The organism is Phenylobacterium sp. T106, from assembly GCF_057219735.1.
In genome coordinates, this window is record NZ_JBXVWA010000003.1 from 448,377 (window position 1) to 469,583 (window position 21,207).

Sequence of the window (21,207 nt, forward strand, 5' to 3'; positions counted from 1 at the left end):
CATGAGCGGGGCGCGTTCGACATCGGCGAAGCCAGGGGGGCGCGGCGGCGCGGCGCCGGGCATGCTCTGGCATGCGGCCTGGGCGCTCGCGACGGCGGCCGCCATGGCCGGACTCTCGCTCCAGGGCCTCCGCATCGGCCCCGAACTGCTGGCGCTGGCCGCGGGCGGCGCGGCCGCGATCGCCGGCGCGCTCCTCTCCACGCTCGGGCCTGCAGGCCGGACTGCGGCGATCCTCATGTGGGGCGCGGCGGGCGCGGTCGCGGCGCACCTGACGGGCGGCGCCGGGGGCCCGCTGGCGGCCTGGTGCCTCGCCCCCGCCGCCGCGGCCACGGCGTTCCGCGCCCGTGAGACCCTGGCCCTCGGCGCGGCCGTATCCCTCGCCGCTGCGGCCGTGACCGCCCTGGACGGCGCGCTCATGACCCTGCCGCAGGCGGACGCCGCCGCGGCCCCCTGGCTGGGCCTGCTGAGCCTCGCCACGGTCACCCTCGGCTTCGCCTGGGGGCTGGTGGACCTGCAGGGCTCGGTCGCCCGCGACCAGCGGCGGACGGCCCGCGCGGCCGACATCATCGCGATCCTCGAGGCGCAGCCGCTGCTGCTGGCGGTCCTGGACCGCGCCGGGCGGGTGCTGACGGCGGCCGGGGCGCCCGTGGGCGGCCACGAGCCTCGATCGCTCGAAGGACGCAGCCTGGGCCACCTGGTGGCCGAGGCGGACCTCCCCGCCCTGGCCGGCGCCCTTCACGAGGCGGCGCGCGACGGCCGCGCCAGCGTCTATCTCGCCCGGGCCGACGATCCGGACAGCCCCTTCGAGCTGACGGTGCGCCAGGCGGGCGACGGGCGGCTCGTGGCCGCCCTGCGCGACGCGCGCGAGCAGTTCGCCCGCGAACGGCGGCTGGAGGCCGAACGCGTGACCGCCGAGCAGCAGAACGCCGGCAAGTCGCGCTTCCTCGCCAACATGAGCCACGAGCTGCGCACGCCGCTCAACGCCATCATGGGCTTCTCCGACATCATGCGGCAGCGGCTGTTCGGGCCCCTGGGCGACCGCTACGCCGAGTACGCCGAGCTGATCCACGAGAGCGGCACGCACCTGCTGGAGCTGATCAACGACGTCCTCGACATGTCGAAGATCGAGGCCGAGCGGTTCGAACTGCACATCGAGACCTTCGATGCGCGGGACGCCATCTCGGCGGTGCTGCGGCTGATGCGGGGCCAGGCCGATCGCGCCGGCGTCCACCTGCGCGGGGTCCTGCCGATCGCCGCGCTGCCCGCCGACGCCGACAAGCGCGCCGTCAAGCAGATCGCCCTGAACCTGATCTCCAACTCGCTGAAGTTCACCCCCCGCGGCGGCTCGGTGACGGTCACCGTGCAGGGCGACGGGGACACGCTGGAGCTGGTGGTCGCCGACACCGGCGTGGGCATCGCCCGCGACGACCTGGCGCGGCTGGGCCGGCCCTTCGAGCAGGTGGGTGAGGCCGAGAAGCGGACCGAGGGCACGGGCCTCGGCCTGTCGCTGGTGCGGGCCTTCGCCCGGCTGCACGGCGGCGAGATGAGCGTCGAGAGCGAGGTCGGCCACGGCACCGCCGTGACCGTCCGCCTACCCGTTCTGGTTGAGAAGCCGGCGGAGCAACAACCCCTGCGGCGGAAAGTCTAGGGCCGCACGCTGCGGGTCGCCATCGGTCCGTAGGACGCCGCCTAGCCGCTAGCGGCTCGCCAGCTGCAGGAAGGCGCGGCCGGCGGCGAAGTCTCCGACTTCCACATAGGCGGTGCGCGTGCGGCCGCCCGCGAACAGGAACTCCACGGCCACGGCCTCGCGCGGATCGAGTTCGCTGAGCGCCTGGACGGCGGTGTTCGGGAACCGGAAGGCCCAGCCCCCGCCGTAGCCCTTGGGCAGCAGCTCGGCCTCGGCCCCGCCGCGGGCCTCGGCGAACCAGGCGCGCGTCGCCGAGGCGGGCGGCAGCTTGCGCGACAGGGGCTGGCGGCCGCCCAGCAGGTAGGGGCCCAGCGTCCGCTGCGTGTCGCGCATCACGAGCCGGGCCGAGTAGGGCGTCGCCTTGTCGGAGAAGCCGGCCACGGCCACCAGGGCGCTCTGGATGTCCTGCCGGCCCGCGAGGCCGAAGATCATGCGGTTGGAGCCGAAGTCCGCGCTCTGCGACAGCCGCCAGCGGGCGCTGCGGCCGACGCCGCGGTCGGCGCGCCACTCGGTCAGGTCGCCGGGATAGACCATCCGCGTCACCCGCTGGTACCCGGCGAAGGCCATGCGGATGCGGGCGGCCTGGCTGGCGACCAGCGGACTTGCGCAGTCGATCTGGGCGGCGCGGGCGCGCGCGTTGCGTTCGACGACCTGTAGGGACCGGGGGTCGGAGCCGGCGCGGAGCGCCGCGCCGCGGGCCTGGGCCGCGCCGGCGGCGAGGGCGGAGGACACCTCGGGCGTGAAGAGGCCGCAACGGCTGTCCGCCGCGGTCATCACCGTCCGCTCGAAGAAGAGGTCCGCCGGCTGCGCCAGCGCGATCGCGGGGGCCGCGATCGCCGCGGCCAGCCCTGCAAACCCCATCCGAAACGTCGGCCCAGCGCTTCTGCGCGAGCTCATGCGTTTTGCCGTCCACCATCGTTCCGCGGCCTTGAGAACGGCCGTCTGGATAGGCGGAGGCTTAGCCGTACAGGGTTGAGGTCCTATGGACGGAGACGGTTAACGCCCGTTCGTCTTTGCGGCGCCCGCGTGACAGCATGCTGCGGCTCGCGCATATGGCGGGCGATGCTGCTTTCCACCGACATCTGGGTCGGCGCGCTCATCCGCCGGGTCGAGATCGGCGGGGGCTTCGCCGTCGTGGCGCGCAAGGGCGATCCCCGGGCGGGCGCGGTCCTGGTGAAGGTGCTGAACCGGTCGGACGGGACGGCCCGGCTGCTGGCGGAGGCGACGCGCGGCGACGGCGACCGGGTCTGGATGGAGCCCGCCGCGAGCCGGGCCGAGGCCGACCTCGACCGCTACATAGAGCGTGCGGTCCGTATCGACCCAGACATATGGATCGTCGAGATCGAGGATAAGGAAGGCCGCCATTTCCTCGTTGAGCCTGTCGAAAAAGGCTAGCTAGGTTGGCGGCGACCGGCGCGGTAGACGCCGGCAGAGTTCTCAGGGGATGGAGCGGGAATGCACTACGCCGAACTGAACAAGGCCTGGGCCGAGCTGACGGGGCCCGGCGCGCCGATGGAAGTGGTCGAGGTCGAGGTGCGCGGCGTGACGATCCGCGCCTTCAAGAACGCGCCGCCGAACGTGCGCGCGCTCTGGCTCTCGACGGCGCAGTTCGCGGACCGCGACTATCTCGTCTTCGGCGACGAGCGCATCACCTACGCCGAGGCGCACAGGCTGGTCGCCTCGACCGCCAACTGGCTGCTGGCCCAGGGCGTGAAGCCGGGCGACCGCGTCGCGATCGCCATGCGGAACTACCCCGAATGGATGCTGATCTACTGGGCCTGCGCCTGCATCGGCGTGGCCTGCGTCGGGATGAACGCCTGGTGGACGGCTCCCGAGATGGCCTACGGCATGAAGGACGCGCAGCCCAAGGTGCTGTTCGCCGACGCCGAACGCATCGGCCGCCTCATGGAGCAGCCCGAGATGCTGGGCGGCGCCACGCTGGTGGCGGTGCGGGCGGACCCGCCGGCCGGCGCCGTTCCCTGGTCGCAGGTGGCCGCCCACGGCGGGGCGATGCCCGAGGTGGCGATCGATCCGGACGAGGACGTCTGCATCTTCTACACCTCCGGGACCACGGGCTTCCCGAAGGGCGCGCAGCTCACGCACCGCAGCTGCATCAACAACCTGATGAACATGATGTTCGCCGGACAGGTGACCGCGCTGGCGACGCAGCGGGCGACGGGCGTGGTTCCCGACCCCAATGCGCCGGTCCCGATCCCGTCGGGCCTGGTGACCACGCCGCTGTTCCACGTGACGGCCAACAACTGCGGCGCCTACGCGGCCACCGCGGCCGGCGGCAAGATGGTGCTGATGTACAAGTGGGACGTGGTCGAGGCGCTGAAGCTGATCGAGCGCGAGCGCTGCACCTCGGCGGGCGGCGTGCCGGTGATGGCCCGCGAGCTGGTCACCCATCCGGACTTCCACAAGTACGACACCTCGAGCCTGCTCACCGTGGGCGGCGGCGGGGCGCAGCTGCAGCCCGACCTCGTGGGCAAGATCGACAAGACGGTGGCGACCGCCCGGCCGAACACCGGCTACGGCATGACCGAGACGTCGGGGATCATCACCTCGATCTCGGGCGACTTCTTCGTGGACAAGCCGGCGAGCTGCGGGCGCGCGATGCCGACCTTCGAGGTCAAGGTCGTGGGCGACGACGGCCAGGCGCTGCCGCCCGGCCAGCCCGGCGAGCTGTGGGTGCGCGGGGCCTCGGTCATCAAGGGCTACATCAACCGCCCCGAGGCCACGGCCGACTCGATCACCGACGGATGGCTGCACACCGGCGACGTGGCCTACCTGGACGACGACGGGTTCATCTTCCTGGTGGACCGCAAGAAGGACATGGTCCTGCGCGGCGGCGAGAACATCTACTGCGCCGAGGTCGAATCGGCGGTTCACCACCTGCCGCAGGTGGCGGAGTGCTGCGTCTTCGGCGTGCCTGACGACCGCCTGGGCGAGGAGGTCGGCGCCGCCGTGGTGGTGCAGCCGGGCAAGTCCCTCACGGCCGAGGAGGTGCGCGAGGCCGTCGGCGCGCAGATCGCCAAGCACAAGGTGCCCCGCTACATCTGGCTGCTGGACGACCCGATCCCGCGCAACGCGAACGGCAAATTCCTGAAGCGCGAGCTGCGCGAGACCCTGAAGGTCGAGGACGCCGCCTGACGATCACCGCCGGCTGCCGCAAGGTCAGAGTGGCCAAGTGATCGGTCGTCACTTACGACTCCCGTGAAAGACTGGGAGGGGATCACCATGGCCCGCATGAAGTTCGGCGCGTTCCTGGCTCCGCATCACCCCATCGGGGAGCACCCGATGCTGCAGATGCGCAACGACATCAAGTTCGCGGCGCACCTGGACGCCCTGGGCTACGACGAGTTCTGGGTGGGCGAGCACCACTCGACCGGCTGGGAGGTGATCGCCTCGCCCGAGATGTTCCTGGCGGGCGTGGCCGAGCACACCCATCGCATCCGGCTGGGCACGGGCGTGGTTTCGCTGCCGTACCACCACCCCTTCAACGTGGCCCAGCGGATGGTCCAGCTGGACCACATGAGCGGCGGCCGGGTGATCTTCGGCACGGGCCCGGGGGCGCTGCCGTCCGACGCGCACATGCTCGGCATCGACCCGATGACCCAGCGCGACCGCCAGGACGAGGCCATCGGCGTGATCCAGCGCCTGTTCGCCGGCGAGCGTGTCAGCCACAAGAGCGACTGGTTCACCCTGCAGGACGCCCGCCTGCAGCTCTTCCCGCTGCAGGAGGAGATGCCGATCGTCGCGGCGTCGTCGATCAGCCCCTCCGGGATGACGCTGGCGGGCAAGTACGGCCTAGGCGTGCTCTCGATCGGCTCCAACTCGGACGCCGGCCTGGCGGCGCTGCCGACGCAGTGGGGCTTCGCCGAAGAGGCGGCCCGGAAGTCCGGCAAGACGGTCGACCGCAAGAACTGGCGCGTGCTGATGAGCTGGCACATCGCCGAGACGCGCGAGCAGGCCATCGCCGAGTCGGCCCAGGGCCTGATGCACTGGCACAACGAGTACACTGTCGGCACGCTGATGCGGCCCGGCGCCGCGGCGTTCAAGACGCCGGAGGAGGCCGTGGAGCAGACCGCCTTCTCGCCCGGCGCGGCGGCGGTGATCGGCACGCCGGACGACCTGGTGGCCGCGATCCGCAAGCTGCACGACTCGGCCGGCGGCTTCGGCGTGGTGCTGGGCTTCGTCCACGACTGGGCCAACCGCGAGAACACCAACCGCAGCTGGGAGCTGGTGGCGCGCTACGTCATCCCGGAGGTGCAGGGCCTGCTCGAGGGCTATCGGACCTCGCGCCAGTACGTGATCGACAACCGCGAGTGGTTCGAGCGCGCGGGGCAGGCGGTGCTGGCCAAGATCATGTCCCACGAGGGCGCCGCCAAGGCGCTGCAGGAGGGCATGCAGGCCGGCGTGGCCATGCGCTCGCCGAACGCGCCCGACCTGAACAAGGCCGCCGCCGAGGTGAAGGCCGGCGAATAGCCGCGCGGCGGCGCGCACGGGGAACGCGGAGCGCGCGGCGGCCTTTCACCGGCATGCCGCTCGCTGACCTGCCCGTGCCGCTGGATCTCGCCACCATGGAGGCGAAGCTGGTCGACGAGGTCCCGACGGGCCCCGGCTGGCGGTTCGAGCCGAAGTGGGACGGGTTCCGGTGCCTGGCCTTCCGCCATGGCGACGAGGTGCTGCTGAAGGCCAAGTCAGGCAAGCCGCTGAACCGGTTCTTTCCGGACGTGGTCGAGGCGCTGAAGGCGCTGCCGGTCCCCCGGTTCGTGGTGGACGGCGAACTGACCATCGACGTGGACGGGACGCCCAGCTTCGAAGCGCTGCAGATGCGGCTGCACCCGGCGGAGAGCCGCGTGCGGAAACTGGCGGCGGAACAGCCGGCCTCGCTGACGCTGTTCGACTGCCTGATGGACAAGGCCGGCCGCTCGCTGGTGTCGGCGCCCCTGTCCGAGCGGCGCAAGGCCCTGGAGGCGCTGGTGCAGCGGTTCGGGAAGGCGGCGGTGATCCGGCTGTCGCCGGGCACGACGGATCGCGAGAAGGCCTGCGGCTGGCTGAAGGACCTGTCGGCGGAACTGGACGGCGTGGTCGCCAAGCGCCTGGACGGGCCGTACGCGCCCGGCGAGCGGGCGATGCTGAAGATCAAGACCATCCGCACGGCCGACTGCGTGGTGGGCGGCTTCCGCTATGCGGAGGGGACAAAGGCCGTCGGCTCGCTGCTCCTGGGGCTGTACGACGGCCAGGGGCGGCTGAACCATGTGGGCTTCACCTCGACGATCCGGCATGCGGACCGGCCCGAGCTCACGGCGCGGCTGCTGGCGTTGCAGGGCGAGGGGTTCACTGGCGATGCGCCGGGCGGTCCCAGCCGCTGGAGCACCGGGCGAAGCGGCGATTGGGTCCCGCTGCGGCCTGAACTGGTGGTCGAGGTGGCCTACGACCAGGTGACGGGCGGCCGCTTCCGGCATGGCGCGCGGCTGGTCCGCTGGCGCCCCGACAAGGCGCCGGCGCAGTGCAGATGCGAGCAGATCCGCCGCTGAGGCCATCCGCCAGCTTTGCCGCAGCAAGGCGGCAATGCGGCGTGGTCAAGCCGCAGGAATGCCGCACGACTCGGTGCGGATAGCCGCCTCCAGGGCGCGCCGGGGCGCGCCCGATTCCGACACTCAGGAAGGGCGGCCATGGACGGCGATGCGCTGGCGCTCCCGACGATCCGCGTCCGGGGACGGAGCTTCATGGCGATCGTTGTCGCCCCGGAGTTTCCCTTCGGCGACTGGTTCGCCGCGCTGGATCGCCAGCTCGAGGGCGCGCCCGGCTTCTTCGAGGGCCGCCCGGTGGTGGCCGACCTGGCCGGTGTCGCCGAAGCCGTCGGCCCCCAGTCCCTGCCGATCGTACTGGACGGGCTGGCCGCCCGGAACCTGCGCCTCGTCGGCGTCGAGGGCGTGCCGCCGGGCCTGCTTCGCGGCACCCGCTGGGGCGACATGCCGACCAGCCTGCACGGCCGCGACACGACCCTGGAGGCGCGGAGCGCGACGCCTGCGCCCGCGCCGGGCGCGCTGCTCATCGACCGCCCGGTGCGCTCGGGCCAGTCCATCGTCTTCGACGAGGGCGACGTCGTCGTGGTCGGGCCTGTCGCCTCCGGCGCCGAAGTGATCGCGGCCGGCAACGTGCACATCTACGGCCGCCTCCGCGGCCGCGCGATCGCCGGGCTCAAGGCCGAGGAGTCGCGGATCTTCTGCCGCCAGTTCGAAGCCGAGATGGTGGGCGTCGGCCGTCTCTACCGCACTGCCGAGAACTGGGGCCCCGACCTGCACGGCCGCGCCGTCCAGGTGCGCTGCGACCGTGGGGCGCTCTCGTTCTCGGCCCTCGACTGAACCCGCGCCAGGAGTCACCGCCATGTCCAACGTCGTCGTCGTCACCTCCGGCAAGGGCGGGGTCGGCAAGACCACATCGTCGGCCGCCATAGCGGCGTCGCTGGCGCGCGCGGGGCAGAAGACCGTTGTCATCGACTTCGACGTGGGCCTGCGCAACCTCGACCTGGTGATGGGGGCCGAGCGTCGCGTGGTCTTCGACCTGGTCAACGTGGTGCAGGGCGACGCCAAGCTTCCGCAGGCGCTGATCCGGGACAAGCGGCTGGACAACCTGGCGCTGCTGCCGGCCTCCCAGACGCGCGATAAGGACGCGCTCACCGAGGAGGGCGTCGGCCGGGTCATCGAAGAGCTGCGCGAGAGCTTCGACTGGATCGTGTGCGACAGCCCGGCGGGCATCGAGAAGGGCGCCACTCTGGCCATGCGCTTCGCCGACACCGCCGTGGTCGTCACCAACCCCGAGGTTTCCTCGGTGCGCGACTCCGACCGGATCATCGGGATGCTGGACTCCAAGACCCGGCGCGCGGAAACGGGCGGAAAGGTGGAGAAACAGCTCCTGCTCACCCGCTTCGACCCGGCGCGCGCGGCGCGCGGCGACATGATGAGCGTCGACGACGTGCTGGAGATCCTGGCGATCCCGCTGCTCGGCATCGTGCAGGAGAGCCCGGACGTGCTGACCGCCTCGAACCTCGGCTGCCCGGTGACGCTGCACAATCCCGACTCGCCGGCGGCGCGGGCCTACGACGAGGCGGCCCGGCGGCTCATGGGCGAGACGATCCCGCTCCGCATGCCGCGCCAGGAGAAGCCCGGCCTGCTCAGCCGCCTCTTCGGCAAGAGGGCCGCGGCATGAGCCTGCTGGACCTCTTCAGCCGGCGGCGGCAGACGGCGCCGGTCGCGCGGGAGCGGCTGCAGGTGCTGCTGGCCCACGAGCGCGCGCTCTCGGGCGGCGCGGACCTCGCCGCGGTGCTCAAGCAGGAGATCCTGGAGGTGATCGCGCGCCACATCCCTATCGACCGGGATCATGTGGAGGTGAAGCTGGATCGCGGCACGCAGGTCTCGACCCTGGCGATCGACATCGAGGTGCCCGCCGCGGCCCTGGCGGCCCCGGCGCCGCCGCCCAAGGCGCGGCGCCGGCGCGCGGCGGCCACCTGAACGGGCTCGTCCGAATCCGTCTCCGGGCCGTAGATGGGGTTCCTGGCCATCATCGGAGCCCCCGCCTTGCGCGTCCTGTCCCTCGCCCTGACCGCCGCCCTCTGCCTTCCCGCCGCGGCCCAGGCCCAGAGCACCGCCCAGCAGATGCTGGACATGGCCGCGCGGATCCGCGCCAGCGCCCAGGCGACGCCGGGCCTCGGGCCTGACGATCGCGCGCAGATGATCCGGCAGGCCGAGGAGGTTGAGAAGGCGGTACGCGAGGGCGCCTACGGTCCGGTGGGCGCGGCGCCGCCGAAGAAGGAACCGACGCTCGAAGAGGCGCTGATGGCCAAGCACGGTCGCCTCGACTGGCTCACGCCGCTGGCCGCGTGCGCCGGCTACACCCAGGAGAACTACCTGACCTTCCGCTATTCGGCGGCGATCAACGACCGCGACGCCCATTGCCGCAACGCCTACGGGCACTGGGCGACCTATCTGCGGGTGACGCGCGCCGGCGATGCGGAGGCCGCGGGCCAGGCGCTCTTCTACTACAACGCCGCCGCCGAACGGGCCGCGGGGCTGTCCGGGGGCAAGTGATCCCGGCGCGCCTCAGCCGATCCGCGGGCGCAGGTGCTCGTGGGCCCCGTGCTCGTGGGCCCCGTGGTCGTGATGACCCTCGTGGGCGTGGCTGCCGTTCGGCTCGACGGCGATCAGATTGAGCTGGCCGAACCGGACGCCGCGCTCGGCGCGGATGGCGTCGGCCAGCGCGCGGACGCGGGCGGTCCGGCCCTTCAGCATCATGCTCTCCAGACAGTGATCGTGGTCGAGATGGACGTGGAAGGTGGCGACCACCTGGTCATGATGCGCGTGGCTGATCTCGGTCAGGCGCTGGGCCAGCGCGCGGACGTGATGATTGTAGACGTAGCTGAGGTTCGCCACGCAGTCGCCGTCGGCGGCCTCGTCGCGCCGCTCGGCGATCGCGCGCCTCACCAGGTCGCGGACGGCCTCGGACCGGCTGCCGTAGCCCTGCTCCGCCGCCAGGGCGTCGAAGGCCTCGGCGAGGTCCTCTTCGAGCGAAACGGTCACACGCTGCATGGGAATCTCCTGACCGCCGCATCATAGGCGCGGGGCATGGGGCCAGTCCTCCCCGTCCGCTGGACCCGCCGCCATATCGTATGAAAGATGGATCGAAAGTTCCTACGCGGGGGAAGGCCTTGAATCGTGTCCGGCTGCTATGCGCGCTGGCGGGCGGCGTCCTGGGGGCGGCGCCCCTGTACGCCGACGAGGCCATCCCCACCGCCGGCCCCGAGATCGACGAGGTCTATGTGTGGGGCAAGCGGGAGGGCCGCGTCGGGGTGGCGGCCAGCGCGAGCGAGGGCGAGGTCTCGTACGGCGCCTACGCCGACCGCCCTCTGCTGCGCCCGGGCGAGCTGGCCGAGGTCATCCCGGGCCTGGCGGCCACCCAGCACTCGGGGTCGGGCAAGGCCAACCAGTTCTTTCTGCGCGGCTTCAACCTGGACCACGGCACCGACTTCTCGATCTCGCTGGACGGCGTGCCCCTGAACCTGCGCACGCACGCCCACGGCCAGGGCTATCTGGACGTGAACGGCGTGACGCCCGAGTTCGTGCAGACCATCGACTACCGCAAGGGCCCGTATTTCGCGGACGCGGGCGACTTCTCGGCGGCGGGGACTGCCGCCTTCCGGACCTTCGAGCGGCTGCCGGCGAGCTTCGTGGAAACCCAGGTCGGCGAGCACAGCTTCGGCCGGGCGGTCGTCGGCGTCGACCTCGGGGCCGGCTTGCTGGGACTTGACCTGACCACCGCCGACGGGCCCTGGGCGCGTGACGAGAACCTGCGCAAGGTGAGCGCCCTTGGCCGCCTCGCCGTCGGCGGGTGGTCGCTGACCGCGCTGGCGTACGACGCAAGCTGGGACTCCACCGACCAGATCCCGCGGCGGGCGGTGGAGGCGGGGGCGCTGTCGCGCTTCGGCCTCATCGACGACACCGATGGCGGCAAGACCAGCCGCTTCATCCTCTCGGCGCGCCGCCGTCCCGACGCCGACAGCGACCTGGTGATCTATGCCCAGCGCTACACGCTGAACCTCTGGTCGAACTTCACCTACTTCCTCGACGACCCGGTGAACGGCGACCAGTTCGAGCAGGCCGAGAAGCGCTGGATCGCGGGCGCGTCGGGCTTCACCACGTGGCGCCCGTCCGGGACCCTGACGCTGCGGGCGGGCGCGGAGACGCGGCTGGAGGACATCGGCTCGGTCGGTCTCTACCGGACCAAGGCGCGCCGCCGCCTCTCCACCGATCGGCGCGACGAGGTGCGCGAGCTGTCAGCCGGCGTCTGGGGCGCGGCGACGTGGGCGGACGGGCCGCTGCGCGCGACGCTGGGCCTACGCGCCGACGCGATCCACGTGGACGTCGACTCGGACAATCCGCTGAATTCGGGCCGCGCCACCGACGCGCAGGTGAGCCCGAAGCTGACGCTGGCCTGGCGGATCTCGCCGACCGTGGATGTCTACGCCGACGCCGGGCGCGGCTTCCATTCCAACGATGCCCGCGGCGCGGTGCAGCGCGTGGTCCCTTCGACCGGCGAGCCGGCCGACAAGGCGCCGCTCTTCGCGGCCGCCGACGGGGCCGAGCTGGGGGCCCGCTATGAGACGCCCGGCTTCGCGGCGAGCTTGGCGCTGTGGGCGCTGCGGCTGGAGTCCGAGCTCGTCTATGTGGGCGACGCGGGCGAGACCGAGAGCACCGACGGCACGAAACGCCTGGGCGTGGAGGCGCTGATGACCTGGTCGCCGCGGCCGGGCGTCAACCTCGACCTCTCGGCGGCGGCGACCCGCGCCCGCTACCGGGGCGACCCGCCCGGCGGCGCACGGATCCCGAACGCGCTCGAGTACGCGGTGACGGCCGGCGCGACGGTGCGCCTCACGCCCCGCGACATCGCCCAGCTGACCCTGCGCCGCCTGGGGCCGGCGCCCCTGGTCGAGGACGACAGCGCCCGATCGCGGTCCTCGACCGTGGTGAACCTCGCCTACACGCGCACGTTCGGGCGGCTTGCGGCGCGCGTCGACGTGCTCAATCTCTTCGACAGCAAGGACAACGACATCACCTACTTCTACGCCTCGCGCCTGCCGGGCGAGCCGGACGAAGGCGTCGAGGATTTCCACTTCCACCCGATGGAGCCGCGGCAGGTCCGCGTGGGCCTGCGCTACACCTTCTAGAGGCGTCGGGCGGCCCGTCGCTTTCGCGCGGCGCGTGCGCGTGGTAGGCGCGGCGCCCCATGAGCACTTCTCCCGAGGCCGCCAACTCCCGCACCGGGATCGCCGCACAGGCGGCGAGGCGGCGCACCTTCGCCATCATCTCCCACCCGGACGCCGGCAAGACGACGCTGACCGAGAACCTGCTGCTGGCCGGCGGGGCGATCCGGGCGGCGGGGCAGGTGCGCGCCCGCGGCGAGAACCGCCGCACCCGGTCGGACTGGATGAAGATCGAGCGCGAGCGCGGGATCTCGGTCTCGGCCAGCGTCATGACGTTCGACCACGACGGGCTGATGTTCAACCTGCTGGACACCCCCGGCCACGAAGACTTTTCCGAGGACACCTACCGCACGCTCACGGCCGCCGACGCGGCGGTGATGGTGCTCGACGCGGCCAAGGGCATCGAGCCGCAGACCCTGAAGCTGTTCGAGGTGTGCCGCATGCGGGACATCCCGATCGTCACCTTCATCAACAAGATGGACCGCGAGGCGCAGGACCCGTTCGAGCTCCTGGACGAGGTCGCCTCGAAGCTCGCGCTGGACCCCGCGCCGCTCTACTGGCCCGCGGGGTCGGGCGGGCGGTTCAAGGGGATGCTGGACCTGCGGCGCGACAGGTTCCTGCCGTTCGCCAGCAAGCGCGGCGGCAAGGACGATGAGGAAGGTCACCCCGACCCCATCGCCTTCCGCGGCAACGCGGTGGTGAGCTACCTCGACCCCGACGAGCAGGAAGAACTGTCCGAAAACGCCGCACTGGCCCAGGGCGGACTGAAGACGTTCGACCCGCAGTCGTTCCTGGAAGGGCACATGACGCCGGTGTTCTTCGGCTCGGCGCTGCGCCACTTCGGGGTCGACCAGCTGCTCGAGGGCCTGGGCGCCTATGCGCCGCCGCCCAAGCCCGTGGCGGCTCGCAAGGGCGGCGACGAGACCCATGTGGCCCCCGGCGATCGCGAGGTCACGGGCTTCGTCTTCAAGGTGCAGGCGAACATGGACCCCAACCACCGGGACCGCATCGCCTTCCTGAAGCTGTGCTCGGGCCGCTTCACGCGCGGCATGAAGCTGAAGGTGCAGAACACCGGCAAGCAGCTCAGCGTGAACGCGCCGATGATGTTCTTCGCCTCGGACCGCGAGCTGGCCGAGGACGCCTACGCGGGCGACGTGATCGGCATCCCGAACCACGGCGTGCTGCGGGTGGGCGACAGCCTGTCGGAGAGCGGGACCCTGCGTTTCGCCGGCCTGCCGAACTTCGCGCCGGAAATCCTGCAGCGGGTGCGCGTGAAGGACCCGCTGAAGGCCAAGCACCTGAAGAAGGCGCTGGAGAGCCTGGCCGAGGAGGGCGTGACGCAGCTGTTCCGGCCGAACATCGGGGCCGACTTCATCGTGGGCGCCGTCGGCCAGCTGCAGTTCGAGGTGATGGCCGACCGGCTGCGCGAGGAATACCAGCTGGAGGTGATCTTCGAGCCCAGCCCCTATGCCGAGGCGCGGTGGATCGTCGGGGACGAGGCCGACCTCGAGGACTTCGCCGGCAAGCACCGCGGCGCCATGGCGAGCGACATCGACGCGCAGCCGGTCTTCCTCGCGAAGTCGGCCTGGGAGGTCGGCTACGTGGGCGAGCGCTTCCCGAAGGTGCGGTTCGAGCGCTCCAAGGAGCGGGCCTAGCGCCGTGAGCGGCGCCGTCCTCTACGGCGCGCCGGCGCCGGGGCTGGTGGAGGTTCCGGCCGGGGCGCTCCAGGTGTCGCCGCTGACGCCCGGCTCTGCGGATCTCGCCGGAATGGCCGACGGGTCGATCGACGCGGCGGTGGTGCTGGCCCCCGGCGGCACGCTGGAGCGCGACGCCGTGCTGGCGCAGGCGCTGCGCGTGCTGCGGCCGGGCGGCGTCCTGACCGCGCTGGCCCCCAAGGACAAGGGCGGCTCGCGCCTGCGCAAGAGCCTCGAGGCCTTCGGCGTGACGGTGGCGGAGGACGCACGGCGGCACTATCGCTTCTGCCGGGTCGTGCGCCCGCAGGCGGTGGGGGGCCTGGAGGCGGCGATCGCCGCCGGGGCTCCGCGGATCGTGCCCGCCCTGGGGCTCTGGTCCCAGCCGGGGGTCTTCAGCTGGGACCGCCTCGATCCGGGATCGGCGCTGCTGCTGCAGGCGCTGCCGCCGCTGGCCGGGGAGGGCGCGGACCTGGGCTGCGGCGTGGGCGTGCTTGCCGCGCGGGTGCTGGCTTCGCCCGCCGTCACGCGGCTCACGGGGGTGGAGCTGGATCGCCGCGCGGTGGAGTGCGCACGGCGCAACCTGGACGACCCGCGGGTGACGCTGCGATGGGCCGATGCGCGTCAGGCCGGGCTGGAGGGACTGGACTTCGTGGTGATGAACCCGCCGTTCCACGACGGGGGCGCGGAGGACCGCGACCTGGGCGTGGCCTTCGTCCGCGCCGCAGCGGCCATGCTGCGCAAGGGCGGGACCTGCTGGCTGGTGGCCAACCGGCACCTGCCGTACGAAGCGCCGCTGCGCGAGGCGTTCGCGTCGGTGGACGTGCGCGCCGAGGGCGGCGGCTACAAGGTCTTCGAGGCGCGCCGATGAGCAAGACGCCCATGGCCAGGCTGGACCGGCTGCTCGCCAACCTGGGCTACGGCTCCCGGCGCGAGATCGCCGACCTCGTGCGGCACAGGCAGGTGGTCCTGGACGGCGAGGTGCTGAAGGACCCCGGCGCGAAAGTGCCCGTGACCGCCGACCTCCCGCAGCGGATGACGGTCGTGGACCGCCCGGTCGATCCGCCGGCGCCGCTGACACTGGTCATGCACAAGCCGCTGGACGTGGTCTGCTCGCACAAGGAGCCCGGGCGCAGCGTCTACGAGCTCCTGCCGCGCCGCTGGCGGGCGCGGATGCCGGGGCTGTCGACCATCGGGCGACTGGACAAGGACACCACCGGGCTGCTGCTGATCACCGACGACGGCGCGTTCCTGCACCGGGTGATCTCGCCCAAGAGCCACGTGGCCAAGCGCTACCGCGCCACCCTGGATCGGCCGCTGGAAGGCTGGGAGGCCGAGACGTTCGCAGGCGGGCGGCTGGTGCTGGACGGCGACACCGACCCGCTGGCGCCGGCGGTGCTGGAGCCCATCGGCCCGCAGGAGGCCTACCTGACGATCACCGAGGGCCGCTATCACCAGGTCCGCCGGATGTTCGCCGCCCTGGGCAACCACGTCGTCGCCCTCCACCGCGATCGCATCGGCGGCCTGGCGCTGCCCGAGGATCTCGCCCCGGGCGCCTGGCGGCCGGTCACGGCGTCCGAACAGGCGGCGATCCTAGCGTGAAGGATTGCGGGCCGCGACGCGCCCCGCGCCAAAGCAAGAAGCGTGCCAGAAATTAACGATCCCAAAGCATCAGGGCTTTGTTTTTCTGACGTTTCTTTGAAGCCACATTAACCATATCTGCGGAATTAACGGCTTGTTAAACCCTTCGGCTCCGGCTTTGCTTGAGACCTGACGAAGCCTGTGAGGGGCGTTCCATCGTGGGACGCCGGGGGGCCGGAGCGGGTCAATGTTCGAGCTGGGTCGAGAGCTTCGACGCTTCTTCGCGTCCGACCGCGCCAAGGGCGCGCCCCAGGACGGGCTGACGGGCGGAGACTCCTCGCTCCTGGAACTGCTGGACTGCCAGTTGCTGGCGCAGGAAGCCAAGGCCTGCGACGTGGCCGCCAGCCGCATCAGCGCCAAGGACAAGCCGCGCCGCCGCCTGGAAGCCGCGATCGTCTGGCGCGAGGTCGCCCGGCGCACCGGCGACGCCGTGGCGTTGCGCAAGGCCGCCGCGGGCGCGGAGACCGCCGCCGCCGGCTTCGAGCAGGCCCATCGCCGCGACGGCTGGGCCCGGGCGCGTTGCGAGCAGGCCTTCGCCGCCCTCCTGGGCGCAGAGATCTTCGGCGATCCCGGGCTGAACGCCGCCGCCGAGGTGGCTTTCCGCGAGGCGCGCACGAGCGTGAAGGGTGGGCTCGCCGCGCCGCTGGCCGATGTGGGACTGCTCGCCATCGAAGGTCGCCGGGTGCTGGACAAGCTCGACGCGCGCGGGGCCGCCGCGTTTTCGCAGCGGTTCACGATGCCGATCTCGGCGCTCGACAACATCGCCAAGCGGTTGACCGCCGCCCGGGCGCTGGCCGCCGAGGCGCGGCTGATCCGCGCGGACCTGCTCTGCGGGTTCGGCGCGCGGCTGAAGGACGCCGACCTGCTGGACGCCGCGGCGGGCGAGGCGGCCATCGCCGGCGAGCGCCTGGACCCCGCCTACGAGCCGCTCACCTGGGCCCGCGCCAAGATCGCGCACGGCCAGGCGCTGGCCCTGAAGGGCGAAGCGATCGGCGACGTGGACGCCTTGGCCGCGGGCGCGGGGGCGCTGGCCCTGGCGCTCGACAACCTGACGCGTGAGCACAGCCCCCTCGACTGGGCCCGCACCCAGATCGCCCTGGCCCAGGCGCTGCAGGCGCTGGGCGAGGCCTCCAGCGACCCTCGCGCCTTCGAGCACGCCGTCTCCTGCTACGACCGCGCCGGCCTCGTGCTTCGCGAGGCGCCGACGCTGCCCCTGCGCGGGGTCGCCGCCGGATCGCGGGCCGTTTGCCTGGCCCGGCAGGCGGAGCTGACCGGCGACGCCGCGGTGCTGGACGCCGCAGAGGCGGCGATGAAGATCGAGCTCTCGAACCTCTCGCCGCGGCGCGATCCGGTGGGCTGGGCGCTGGCGCAGCTTCACCTGGCGCGGCTCTATGAGGCCCGCATGGGCATGACCGGCCGCGACGCCGGAGAGCGGGCGGCCGCGATGATGGCCCTCGACGCGGCCCTCGACGTGTTCGGCGACCATGGCCTGCGCTCGCTCTCGGTGCTGGCGAACGACGCCATGGAGCGGCTCGGCGAACCCCCGCGCCGCGGCTAGCCCGGCTTCACAGGCGCGGCGGTCGGGCGCATCCTTCCGCCCGGAGGATCCGCGCCATGTCCCGCAAGCTTGCATTCCTCGTCACCCTCGCGACGGCCGCCGGGGGTGCGGCGCGCGCCGAGACCAACTGGATCGCCGCGCCGACCGCCCAGCAGATGGCCGCGGTCTTCCCCGAGAAGGCCAGGGCGGCGGGCGTCGGCGGCGGGGTCGAACTGGTCTGTACGTCCAACCGCTCGGGCGAGATGACGGACTGCGACGTGCTGGGCGAGACCCCGAGGGGCTACGGCTTCGGCGCCGCGGCGCGGAAGCTCGCGCACGGGATGCGCGCCGAGGGCCTGCGCAAGGACACCGAAGTGCGCGTCTCGATGTCCTTCCCGGCCGAGCTGGCGAGGGCCACGAGCCACAACGTGAAGACGCCTCGGTGGACCGCCCTGCCGAGCGTCGAGGACATGCAGGCGGCCGCGCCGAAAGGCGACGCCGGCGGCCCCAACAACATCCGCGTCACGCTCGTCTGCGAGGTGCAGGCCGGCGGCGTGCTGACGGGCTGCGTCGTGGACCGCGAGGAGCCCGCGGGACAGGGGTTCGGCCCGGCGATCCTGGCGCTCGCGCCCAAGTTCCGCGTGGCGCTGATGAGCGCGGAGGGAATGCCGACCGTGGGCGGCAAGGTCCGGGTGCCGGTGCGTTTCGACCTCAAGCCGGTGCAGCAGGCGACCAACTAGACCCGCGGGGCGCGGTCAGCGGCCCCGCCACCAGCGGAGACCGGCGCGCTCCGCGGCCTGCAGGAGGGCATAGAGCGCGACGCCCATGGCCCCCAGGACGACGAGGGCGGCGAACATCTTGGCCGTCTGCAGGCGGTTGCCGGCGTCCAGGATCCGCCAGGCGAGGCCCTGGACCTTGCCCGAGCCGGAAACGAACTCGGCGACCACGGCGCCCACGATCGCAAGGCCGGCCGCCACCTTGTGGCCTTCCAGCAGGAACGGCACGGCCGAGGGGAGCCGCAGGCGAAGCAGCTTCTGCAGCCGGCCGGCGCCGTACAGGTCGAACAGGCGCACGAGGTCGGGGTCGGCCGAGCGCAGGCCGGTGACGGCGCCCGAGTAGACGGGGAAGAACGCCACGATGCTGGCCAGCCCGATCAGCGCCCGCTCGGGATGGTCCACGCCGGCCCAGATGTTGACGATCGGGGCGATGGCGATGACCGGCGTCACCTGCAGGACCACCGCGATGGGCTGGACGGTGCGCTCCAGGACCCCGCTGACCACGACGGCCAGGGCGAGGAGCTGGGCCACGACCGAGGCGATGACCAGGGCGACCAGCGCCTTGGAGAGGGTGTACCAGGCCGCGGCGGCGAGGCTGGGCAGATCCGTGACGAGGCTGTCGGCGATCGCGCTGGGCGGCGGCAGGAAATAGACGGGGATGTCCCGCAGACGGCAGGCGGCCTCCCAGACGGCCAGCAGCACCGCGATCAGCAGCCAGGGCGCCAGCAGGTTCACAGCGCGGTTCATCCGGCGACCCCCTCCGCCAGCGCGGCCGAGACCGTCTCGACGGTGGCGCGGAACGCCGCCCCGGTGCGGAAGCCCGGCTGTCGGGGCAGGGGTCCCTCCACCTCGACGTCCGCGGCGATGCGGCCGGGGCCGCGGGTCAGCACCACCACGCGGGAGGCCATGTAGACGGCCTCTTCCACGTTGTGGGTGACGAACACGATGGCGGGCCGGGTGGCCGCCCAGAGGGCCAGGACGTCGTCGGCCAGCGTGCGCCGCGTGATCTCGTCGAGCGCGGCGAAGGGCTCGTCGAGCAGCAGCAGCCTGGGCGCGGTGACGAGCGCGCGTGCGAGGCTGACGCGCATCGCCATGCCTCCGGAGAGCTGGACCGGCCGTGCGGCCTCCGCGCCGGCCAGCCCGACGCGGCCGAGGGCCTCGTCGGCGCGCGCGCAGGCTTCGTCGCGGCGGACGCCGGCGAGCTCGAGCGGCAGAGCGACGTTGGCGCGCGCCGAGAGCCAGGGAGCGAGGGTGGGCGCCTGGAACACGACCGCGGTCTCGCCCCGGCCGGCGGCGCGGACGACCTGTCCGCGCGTGGGCGCCTCCAGCCCGGCGAGCAGCCGCAGCGCCGTGGACTTGCCGCAGCCGGACGGGCCCACGATCGCCACGGTCTCGCCGGCGCCGACGGCCAGATCGAGCGGTCCGAGCGCCCGCCCCCGGTCGTAGTCGACCTCGACAGCGGTGAGGGCGACGACACTCATCCTCTCCCCCCGCGGGGTATCGGATCGCCCCCGGCGCCATGGGATCGGCCGAGCCACCCTCGCCCGGCCCTCTCCCTCTCGCCGCGCCCGCGGCGCGCGGGGCAGAGGAGACCGCGACCTCGCCTTGCGACACTCACTTCGGGACGAACTGCAGGGTGTAGGCGCGCTTGTAGTCCAGGGTCCCGGGATAGACGCCCTGGGCCGAGGCGACGTCGAAGAAGGCCTTCCAGCGGGCGTCGCTCATGGCCCCGACGGGCGCGCCCTCGTCCCCGTCGACGATCCTGTAGCTCTTCAGCTTCTCGCGGGCCTGGTCGAGGACGTCCTGGGTCATCTCCGGGTTGTCCTTGCGGATCAGCGCGTCGGCGGCGGACGGATCGCCGCCGAGGTAGTCGCGCCAGCCCTTGGCCGACGCCTCGACGAAGGCCTGCACCGCCTTGGGGTTCTTCGCGATCAGGCTGTCGGGCGCGAGGACCATCGTCGCGTAGCCGGGGTAGCCCTCGTCGGCGAGCAGGAAGACCTTGGGCTTCAGGCCGGCCTGTTTCTCGATCGTGTAGGGCTCGGAGGTCACATAGCCCTGCTGGGCGGAGCGCTTGTCGGCCAGGAACGGCGCGGCGTTGAACGTGTACTTGCGCACCTGGTCGTCGGTGAAGCCGTACTTCGCCTTCAGCCAGACCCAGAAGGCCGTGATGGAGGCGTCCGACAGGAGGATCGGGCGGCCCTTCAGGTCTGCGATCTTCTCCACGCCGGTGTCAGGGTGGGCGATCAGGACCTGGGGATCCTTCTGCATGAAGGCGGCCACGGCCTTCACCGGCACGCCCTCCTGGGCGAGGTTCATGACGATGAAGCTGTTGGAGCCCATGCCGAGATCGACGGCGCCGGCGGCGAGCAGCTGGGGAACGTTCACGCCCGGCCCGCCCTGCACGATCTGCACATTGAGACCCCGCCGGGCGTACTCGCCGGAGGCCAGCGCCTGGTAGAAGCCGCCGTGCTCGGCCTGGGCGCGCCAGTCGGTGGCGAACCGGATCGTCACCGGCGCTCCGGGGGCGGGCGCGGCCTCGTCATTCTTCGCGGGCGAACAGGCGGCGATCAGGGCGGCGGCCGCCAGGACCAGGCTACGCAACGCTTTCATGAAGTCCCCTCGACTGACCGTCGAAAGGGTAGGGCGCTGCGGCGGAGGTTCCAAGGGGCGAGTGCTGGCCCCGCCATAGCAAGAGGGCGGCGCTTCGGTCGCCCGGAGCGTCGCCCTCTCATACAGATCCGTTGGGGGATCTGCGCCTCAGGCCAACCGCCAGTTCGGTTGCGGGTCGCCCCGCGGTTTTCCCTGGCCGCCGGCGCCAGACCTTCCGGTTCCGGTTCCGGGTCGCCCCGGTTCCTTGTCCCTTCGACCTGCCGCTCCGCCCGCTTGCTCGGGGTCCTGCTGTCGCCAGCTCTTCCCTCCGCCGCGCCGCAGTTCCTGTCGGCAAGGGGACGGTGCGCCCGATCCCGGGCGCCCGCAAGCGGGCGTCGTCACCGATGTGTCGACGCGCTGTCGGAAAACGGTGATTAACCGGTGGACAACCGTTCGACGACCCGCGGTTTCCGCAGCGAAATCAGTCGCTCCGGGTCGTCCACAGGAAAGCGCTCAGCGGC

At 72.3% G+C, this 21,207-nt stretch carries 20 protein-coding genes; 15 read left to right on the top strand and 5 right to left on the bottom strand.

Annotation, left to right across the window (positions count from 1 at the left end; all coding sequences use genetic code 11):
* Window position 1: 1 nt before the first annotated feature.
* The gene (locus tag AC2D8W_RS09770) at window positions 2–1,648 is read left to right on the top strand and encodes a sensor histidine kinase (RefSeq protein WP_484671374.1); all 1,647 of its coding nucleotides are present in this window, start codon (window positions 2–4) and stop codon (window positions 1,646–1,648) included.
* A gap of 48 nt (window positions 1,649–1,696) precedes the next feature.
* Here AC2D8W_RS09770 and AC2D8W_RS09775 read toward each other — a convergent pair whose 3' ends face one another.
* Window positions 1,697–2,548, bottom strand: a complete 852-nt coding sequence (locus tag AC2D8W_RS09775) for a hypothetical protein (RefSeq protein ID WP_484671375.1) — start codon at window positions 2,546–2,548, stop codon at window positions 1,697–1,699.
* Window positions 2,549–2,749: 201 nt separating this feature from the next.
* Between AC2D8W_RS09775 and AC2D8W_RS09780 the strand changes: the two genes are divergently transcribed.
* The 8 genes from AC2D8W_RS09780 (at window position 2,750) to AC2D8W_RS09815 (ending at window position 9,783) form a co-directional block, all read left to right on the top strand.
* Window positions 2,750–3,082, top strand: coding sequence for a DUF1491 family protein (locus tag AC2D8W_RS09780; RefSeq protein ID WP_293481718.1), 333 nt, complete (start codon window positions 2,750–2,752; stop codon window positions 3,080–3,082).
* A 60-nt stretch (window positions 3,083–3,142) separates the two neighbouring features.
* Entirely contained in the window at window positions 3,143–4,840 is a 1,698-nt protein-coding gene (locus AC2D8W_RS09785) for a class I adenylate-forming enzyme family protein (RefSeq protein ID WP_484671376.1), read from the top strand.
* 87 nt (window positions 4,841–4,927) lie between these two features.
* On the top strand, window positions 4,928–6,175 hold the full coding sequence (locus AC2D8W_RS09790; RefSeq protein ID WP_484671377.1) for an LLM class flavin-dependent oxidoreductase: 1,248 nt from the start codon (window positions 4,928–4,930) through the stop codon (window positions 6,173–6,175).
* A gap of 53 nt (window positions 6,176–6,228) precedes the next feature.
* Window positions 6,229–7,230, top strand: a complete 1,002-nt coding sequence (locus AC2D8W_RS09795; RefSeq protein WP_484671378.1) for an ATP-dependent DNA ligase — start codon at window positions 6,229–6,231, stop codon at window positions 7,228–7,230.
* Window positions 7,231–7,368: 138 nt separating this feature from the next.
* The gene (gene minC / locus AC2D8W_RS09800; protein WP_484671379.1) at window positions 7,369–8,061 is read left to right on the top strand and encodes a septum site-determining protein MinC; all 693 of its coding nucleotides are present in this window, start codon (window positions 7,369–7,371) and stop codon (window positions 8,059–8,061) included.
* Window positions 8,062–8,083: 22 nt separating this feature from the next.
* Entirely contained in the window at window positions 8,084–8,905 is an 822-nt protein-coding gene (gene minD / locus AC2D8W_RS09805; protein ID WP_293481728.1) for a septum site-determining protein MinD, read from the top strand.
* The gene (gene minE, locus AC2D8W_RS09810) at window positions 8,902–9,207 is read left to right on the top strand and encodes a cell division topological specificity factor MinE (RefSeq protein WP_293481730.1); all 306 of its coding nucleotides are present in this window, start codon (window positions 8,902–8,904) and stop codon (window positions 9,205–9,207) included. The genes minD and minE overlap by 4 nt, the downstream gene beginning before the upstream one ends.
* A gap of 66 nt (window positions 9,208–9,273) precedes the next feature.
* Window positions 9,274–9,783, top strand: a complete 510-nt coding sequence (locus AC2D8W_RS09815; RefSeq protein WP_484671380.1) for a hypothetical protein — start codon at window positions 9,274–9,276, stop codon at window positions 9,781–9,783.
* Between the two features lie 12 nt (window positions 9,784–9,795).
* On the opposite strand, the gene nikR is transcribed toward AC2D8W_RS09815, so the two are convergent.
* Complete coding sequence (gene nikR, locus AC2D8W_RS09820; RefSeq protein ID WP_484671381.1) at window positions 9,796–10,281, bottom strand: nickel-responsive transcriptional regulator NikR; 486 nt, start codon at window positions 10,279–10,281, stop codon at window positions 9,796–9,798.
* A gap of 119 nt (window positions 10,282–10,400) precedes the next feature.
* Between nikR and AC2D8W_RS09825 the strand changes: the two genes are divergently transcribed.
* From AC2D8W_RS09825 to AC2D8W_RS09850, 6 genes are all read left to right on the top strand, one after another.
* Window positions 10,401–12,416, top strand: a complete 2,016-nt coding sequence (locus AC2D8W_RS09825) for a TonB-dependent receptor (protein WP_484671382.1) — start codon at window positions 10,401–10,403, stop codon at window positions 12,414–12,416.
* Between the two features lie 59 nt (window positions 12,417–12,475).
* Window positions 12,476–14,107, top strand: coding sequence for a peptide chain release factor 3 (locus AC2D8W_RS09830; RefSeq protein ID WP_484671383.1), 1,632 nt, complete (start codon window positions 12,476–12,478; stop codon window positions 14,105–14,107).
* Between the two features lie 4 nt (window positions 14,108–14,111).
* Window positions 14,112–15,014, top strand: a complete 903-nt coding sequence (locus AC2D8W_RS09835; protein WP_484671384.1) for a class I SAM-dependent methyltransferase — start codon at window positions 14,112–14,114, stop codon at window positions 15,012–15,014.
* On the top strand, window positions 15,011–15,745 hold the full coding sequence (locus AC2D8W_RS09840) for a pseudouridine synthase (RefSeq protein ID WP_484671385.1): 735 nt from the start codon (window positions 15,011–15,013) through the stop codon (window positions 15,743–15,745). The genes AC2D8W_RS09835 and AC2D8W_RS09840 overlap by 4 nt, the downstream gene beginning before the upstream one ends.
* Window positions 15,746–15,971: 226 nt before the next feature.
* Window positions 15,972–17,342 carry a hypothetical protein gene (locus AC2D8W_RS09845; RefSeq protein ID WP_484671386.1) on the top strand — a complete coding sequence of 457 codons (1,371 nt, stop codon included), beginning with the start codon at window positions 15,972–15,974 and terminating at the stop codon, window positions 17,340–17,342.
* A gap of 56 nt (window positions 17,343–17,398) precedes the next feature.
* Entirely contained in the window at window positions 17,399–18,061 is a 663-nt protein-coding gene (locus AC2D8W_RS09850; protein ID WP_293481747.1) for a hypothetical protein, read from the top strand.
* A 15-nt stretch (window positions 18,062–18,076) separates the two neighbouring features.
* On the opposite strand, the gene AC2D8W_RS09855 is transcribed toward AC2D8W_RS09850, so the two are convergent.
* From AC2D8W_RS09855 to AC2D8W_RS09865, 3 genes are all read right to left on the bottom strand, one after another.
* A complete protein-coding gene (locus tag AC2D8W_RS09855; RefSeq protein ID WP_484671387.1) occupies window positions 18,077–18,844 on the bottom strand; it encodes an ABC transporter permease in 768 nt (255 codons plus the stop codon).
* Window positions 18,841–19,578 (bottom strand): ABC transporter ATP-binding protein, encoded by a 738-nt coding sequence (locus AC2D8W_RS09860; RefSeq protein WP_484671388.1) that lies wholly within the window; start codon window positions 19,576–19,578, stop codon window positions 18,841–18,843. The genes AC2D8W_RS09855 and AC2D8W_RS09860 overlap by 4 nt, the downstream gene beginning before the upstream one ends.
* A gap of 133 nt (window positions 19,579–19,711) precedes the next feature.
* Complete coding sequence (locus tag AC2D8W_RS09865; RefSeq protein WP_484671389.1) at window positions 19,712–20,707, bottom strand: ABC transporter substrate-binding protein; 996 nt, start codon at window positions 20,705–20,707, stop codon at window positions 19,712–19,714.
* Between the last annotated feature and the right edge of the window lie 500 nt (window positions 20,708–21,207).

What these genes read in the sequence shown, in the direction of transcription:
- AC2D8W_RS09865 (WP_484671389.1), bottom strand. Translation starts at nt 20,707, where the DNA reads ATGAAAGCGTTGCGTAGCCTGGTCCTGGCGGCCGCCGCCCTGATCGCC.
- AC2D8W_RS09860 (WP_484671388.1), bottom strand. Translation starts at nt 19,578, where the DNA reads ATGAGTGTCGTCGCCCTCACCGCTGTCGAGGTCGACTACGACCGGGGG.
- AC2D8W_RS09770 (WP_484671374.1), top strand. Translation starts at nt 2, where the DNA reads ATGAGCGGGGCGCGTTCGACATCGGCGAAGCCAGGGGGGCGCGGCGGC.
- AC2D8W_RS09775 (WP_484671375.1), bottom strand. Translation starts at nt 2,548, where the DNA reads ATGGGGTTTGCAGGGCTGGCCGCGGCGATCGCGGCCCCCGCGATCGCG.
- nikR (WP_484671381.1), bottom strand. Translation starts at nt 10,281, where the DNA reads ATGCAGCGTGTGACCGTTTCGCTCGAAGAGGACCTCGCCGAGGCCTTC.
- minE (WP_293481730.1), top strand. Translation starts at nt 8,902, where the DNA reads ATGAGCCTGCTGGACCTCTTCAGCCGGCGGCGGCAGACGGCGCCGGTC.
- AC2D8W_RS09830 (WP_484671383.1), top strand. Translation starts at nt 12,476, where the DNA reads ATGAGCACTTCTCCCGAGGCCGCCAACTCCCGCACCGGGATCGCCGCA.
- AC2D8W_RS09855 (WP_484671387.1), bottom strand. Translation starts at nt 18,844, where the DNA reads ATGAACCGCGCTGTGAACCTGCTGGCGCCCTGGCTGCTGATCGCGGTG.
- AC2D8W_RS09795 (WP_484671378.1), top strand. Translation starts at nt 6,229, where the DNA reads ATGCCGCTCGCTGACCTGCCCGTGCCGCTGGATCTCGCCACCATGGAG.
- AC2D8W_RS09790 (WP_484671377.1), top strand. Translation starts at nt 4,928, where the DNA reads ATGGCCCGCATGAAGTTCGGCGCGTTCCTGGCTCCGCATCACCCCATC.
- minD (WP_293481728.1), top strand. Translation starts at nt 8,084, where the DNA reads ATGTCCAACGTCGTCGTCGTCACCTCCGGCAAGGGCGGGGTCGGCAAG.
- AC2D8W_RS09840 (WP_484671385.1), top strand. Translation starts at nt 15,011, where the DNA reads ATGAGCAAGACGCCCATGGCCAGGCTGGACCGGCTGCTCGCCAACCTG.
- minC (WP_484671379.1), top strand. Translation starts at nt 7,369, where the DNA reads ATGGACGGCGATGCGCTGGCGCTCCCGACGATCCGCGTCCGGGGACGG.
- AC2D8W_RS09785 (WP_484671376.1), top strand. Translation starts at nt 3,143, where the DNA reads ATGCACTACGCCGAACTGAACAAGGCCTGGGCCGAGCTGACGGGGCCC.
- AC2D8W_RS09845 (WP_484671386.1), top strand. Translation starts at nt 15,972, where the DNA reads ATGTTCGAGCTGGGTCGAGAGCTTCGACGCTTCTTCGCGTCCGACCGC.
- AC2D8W_RS09780 (WP_293481718.1), top strand. Translation starts at nt 2,750, where the DNA reads ATGCTGCTTTCCACCGACATCTGGGTCGGCGCGCTCATCCGCCGGGTC.
- AC2D8W_RS09850 (WP_293481747.1), top strand. Translation starts at nt 17,399, where the DNA reads ATGTCCCGCAAGCTTGCATTCCTCGTCACCCTCGCGACGGCCGCCGGG.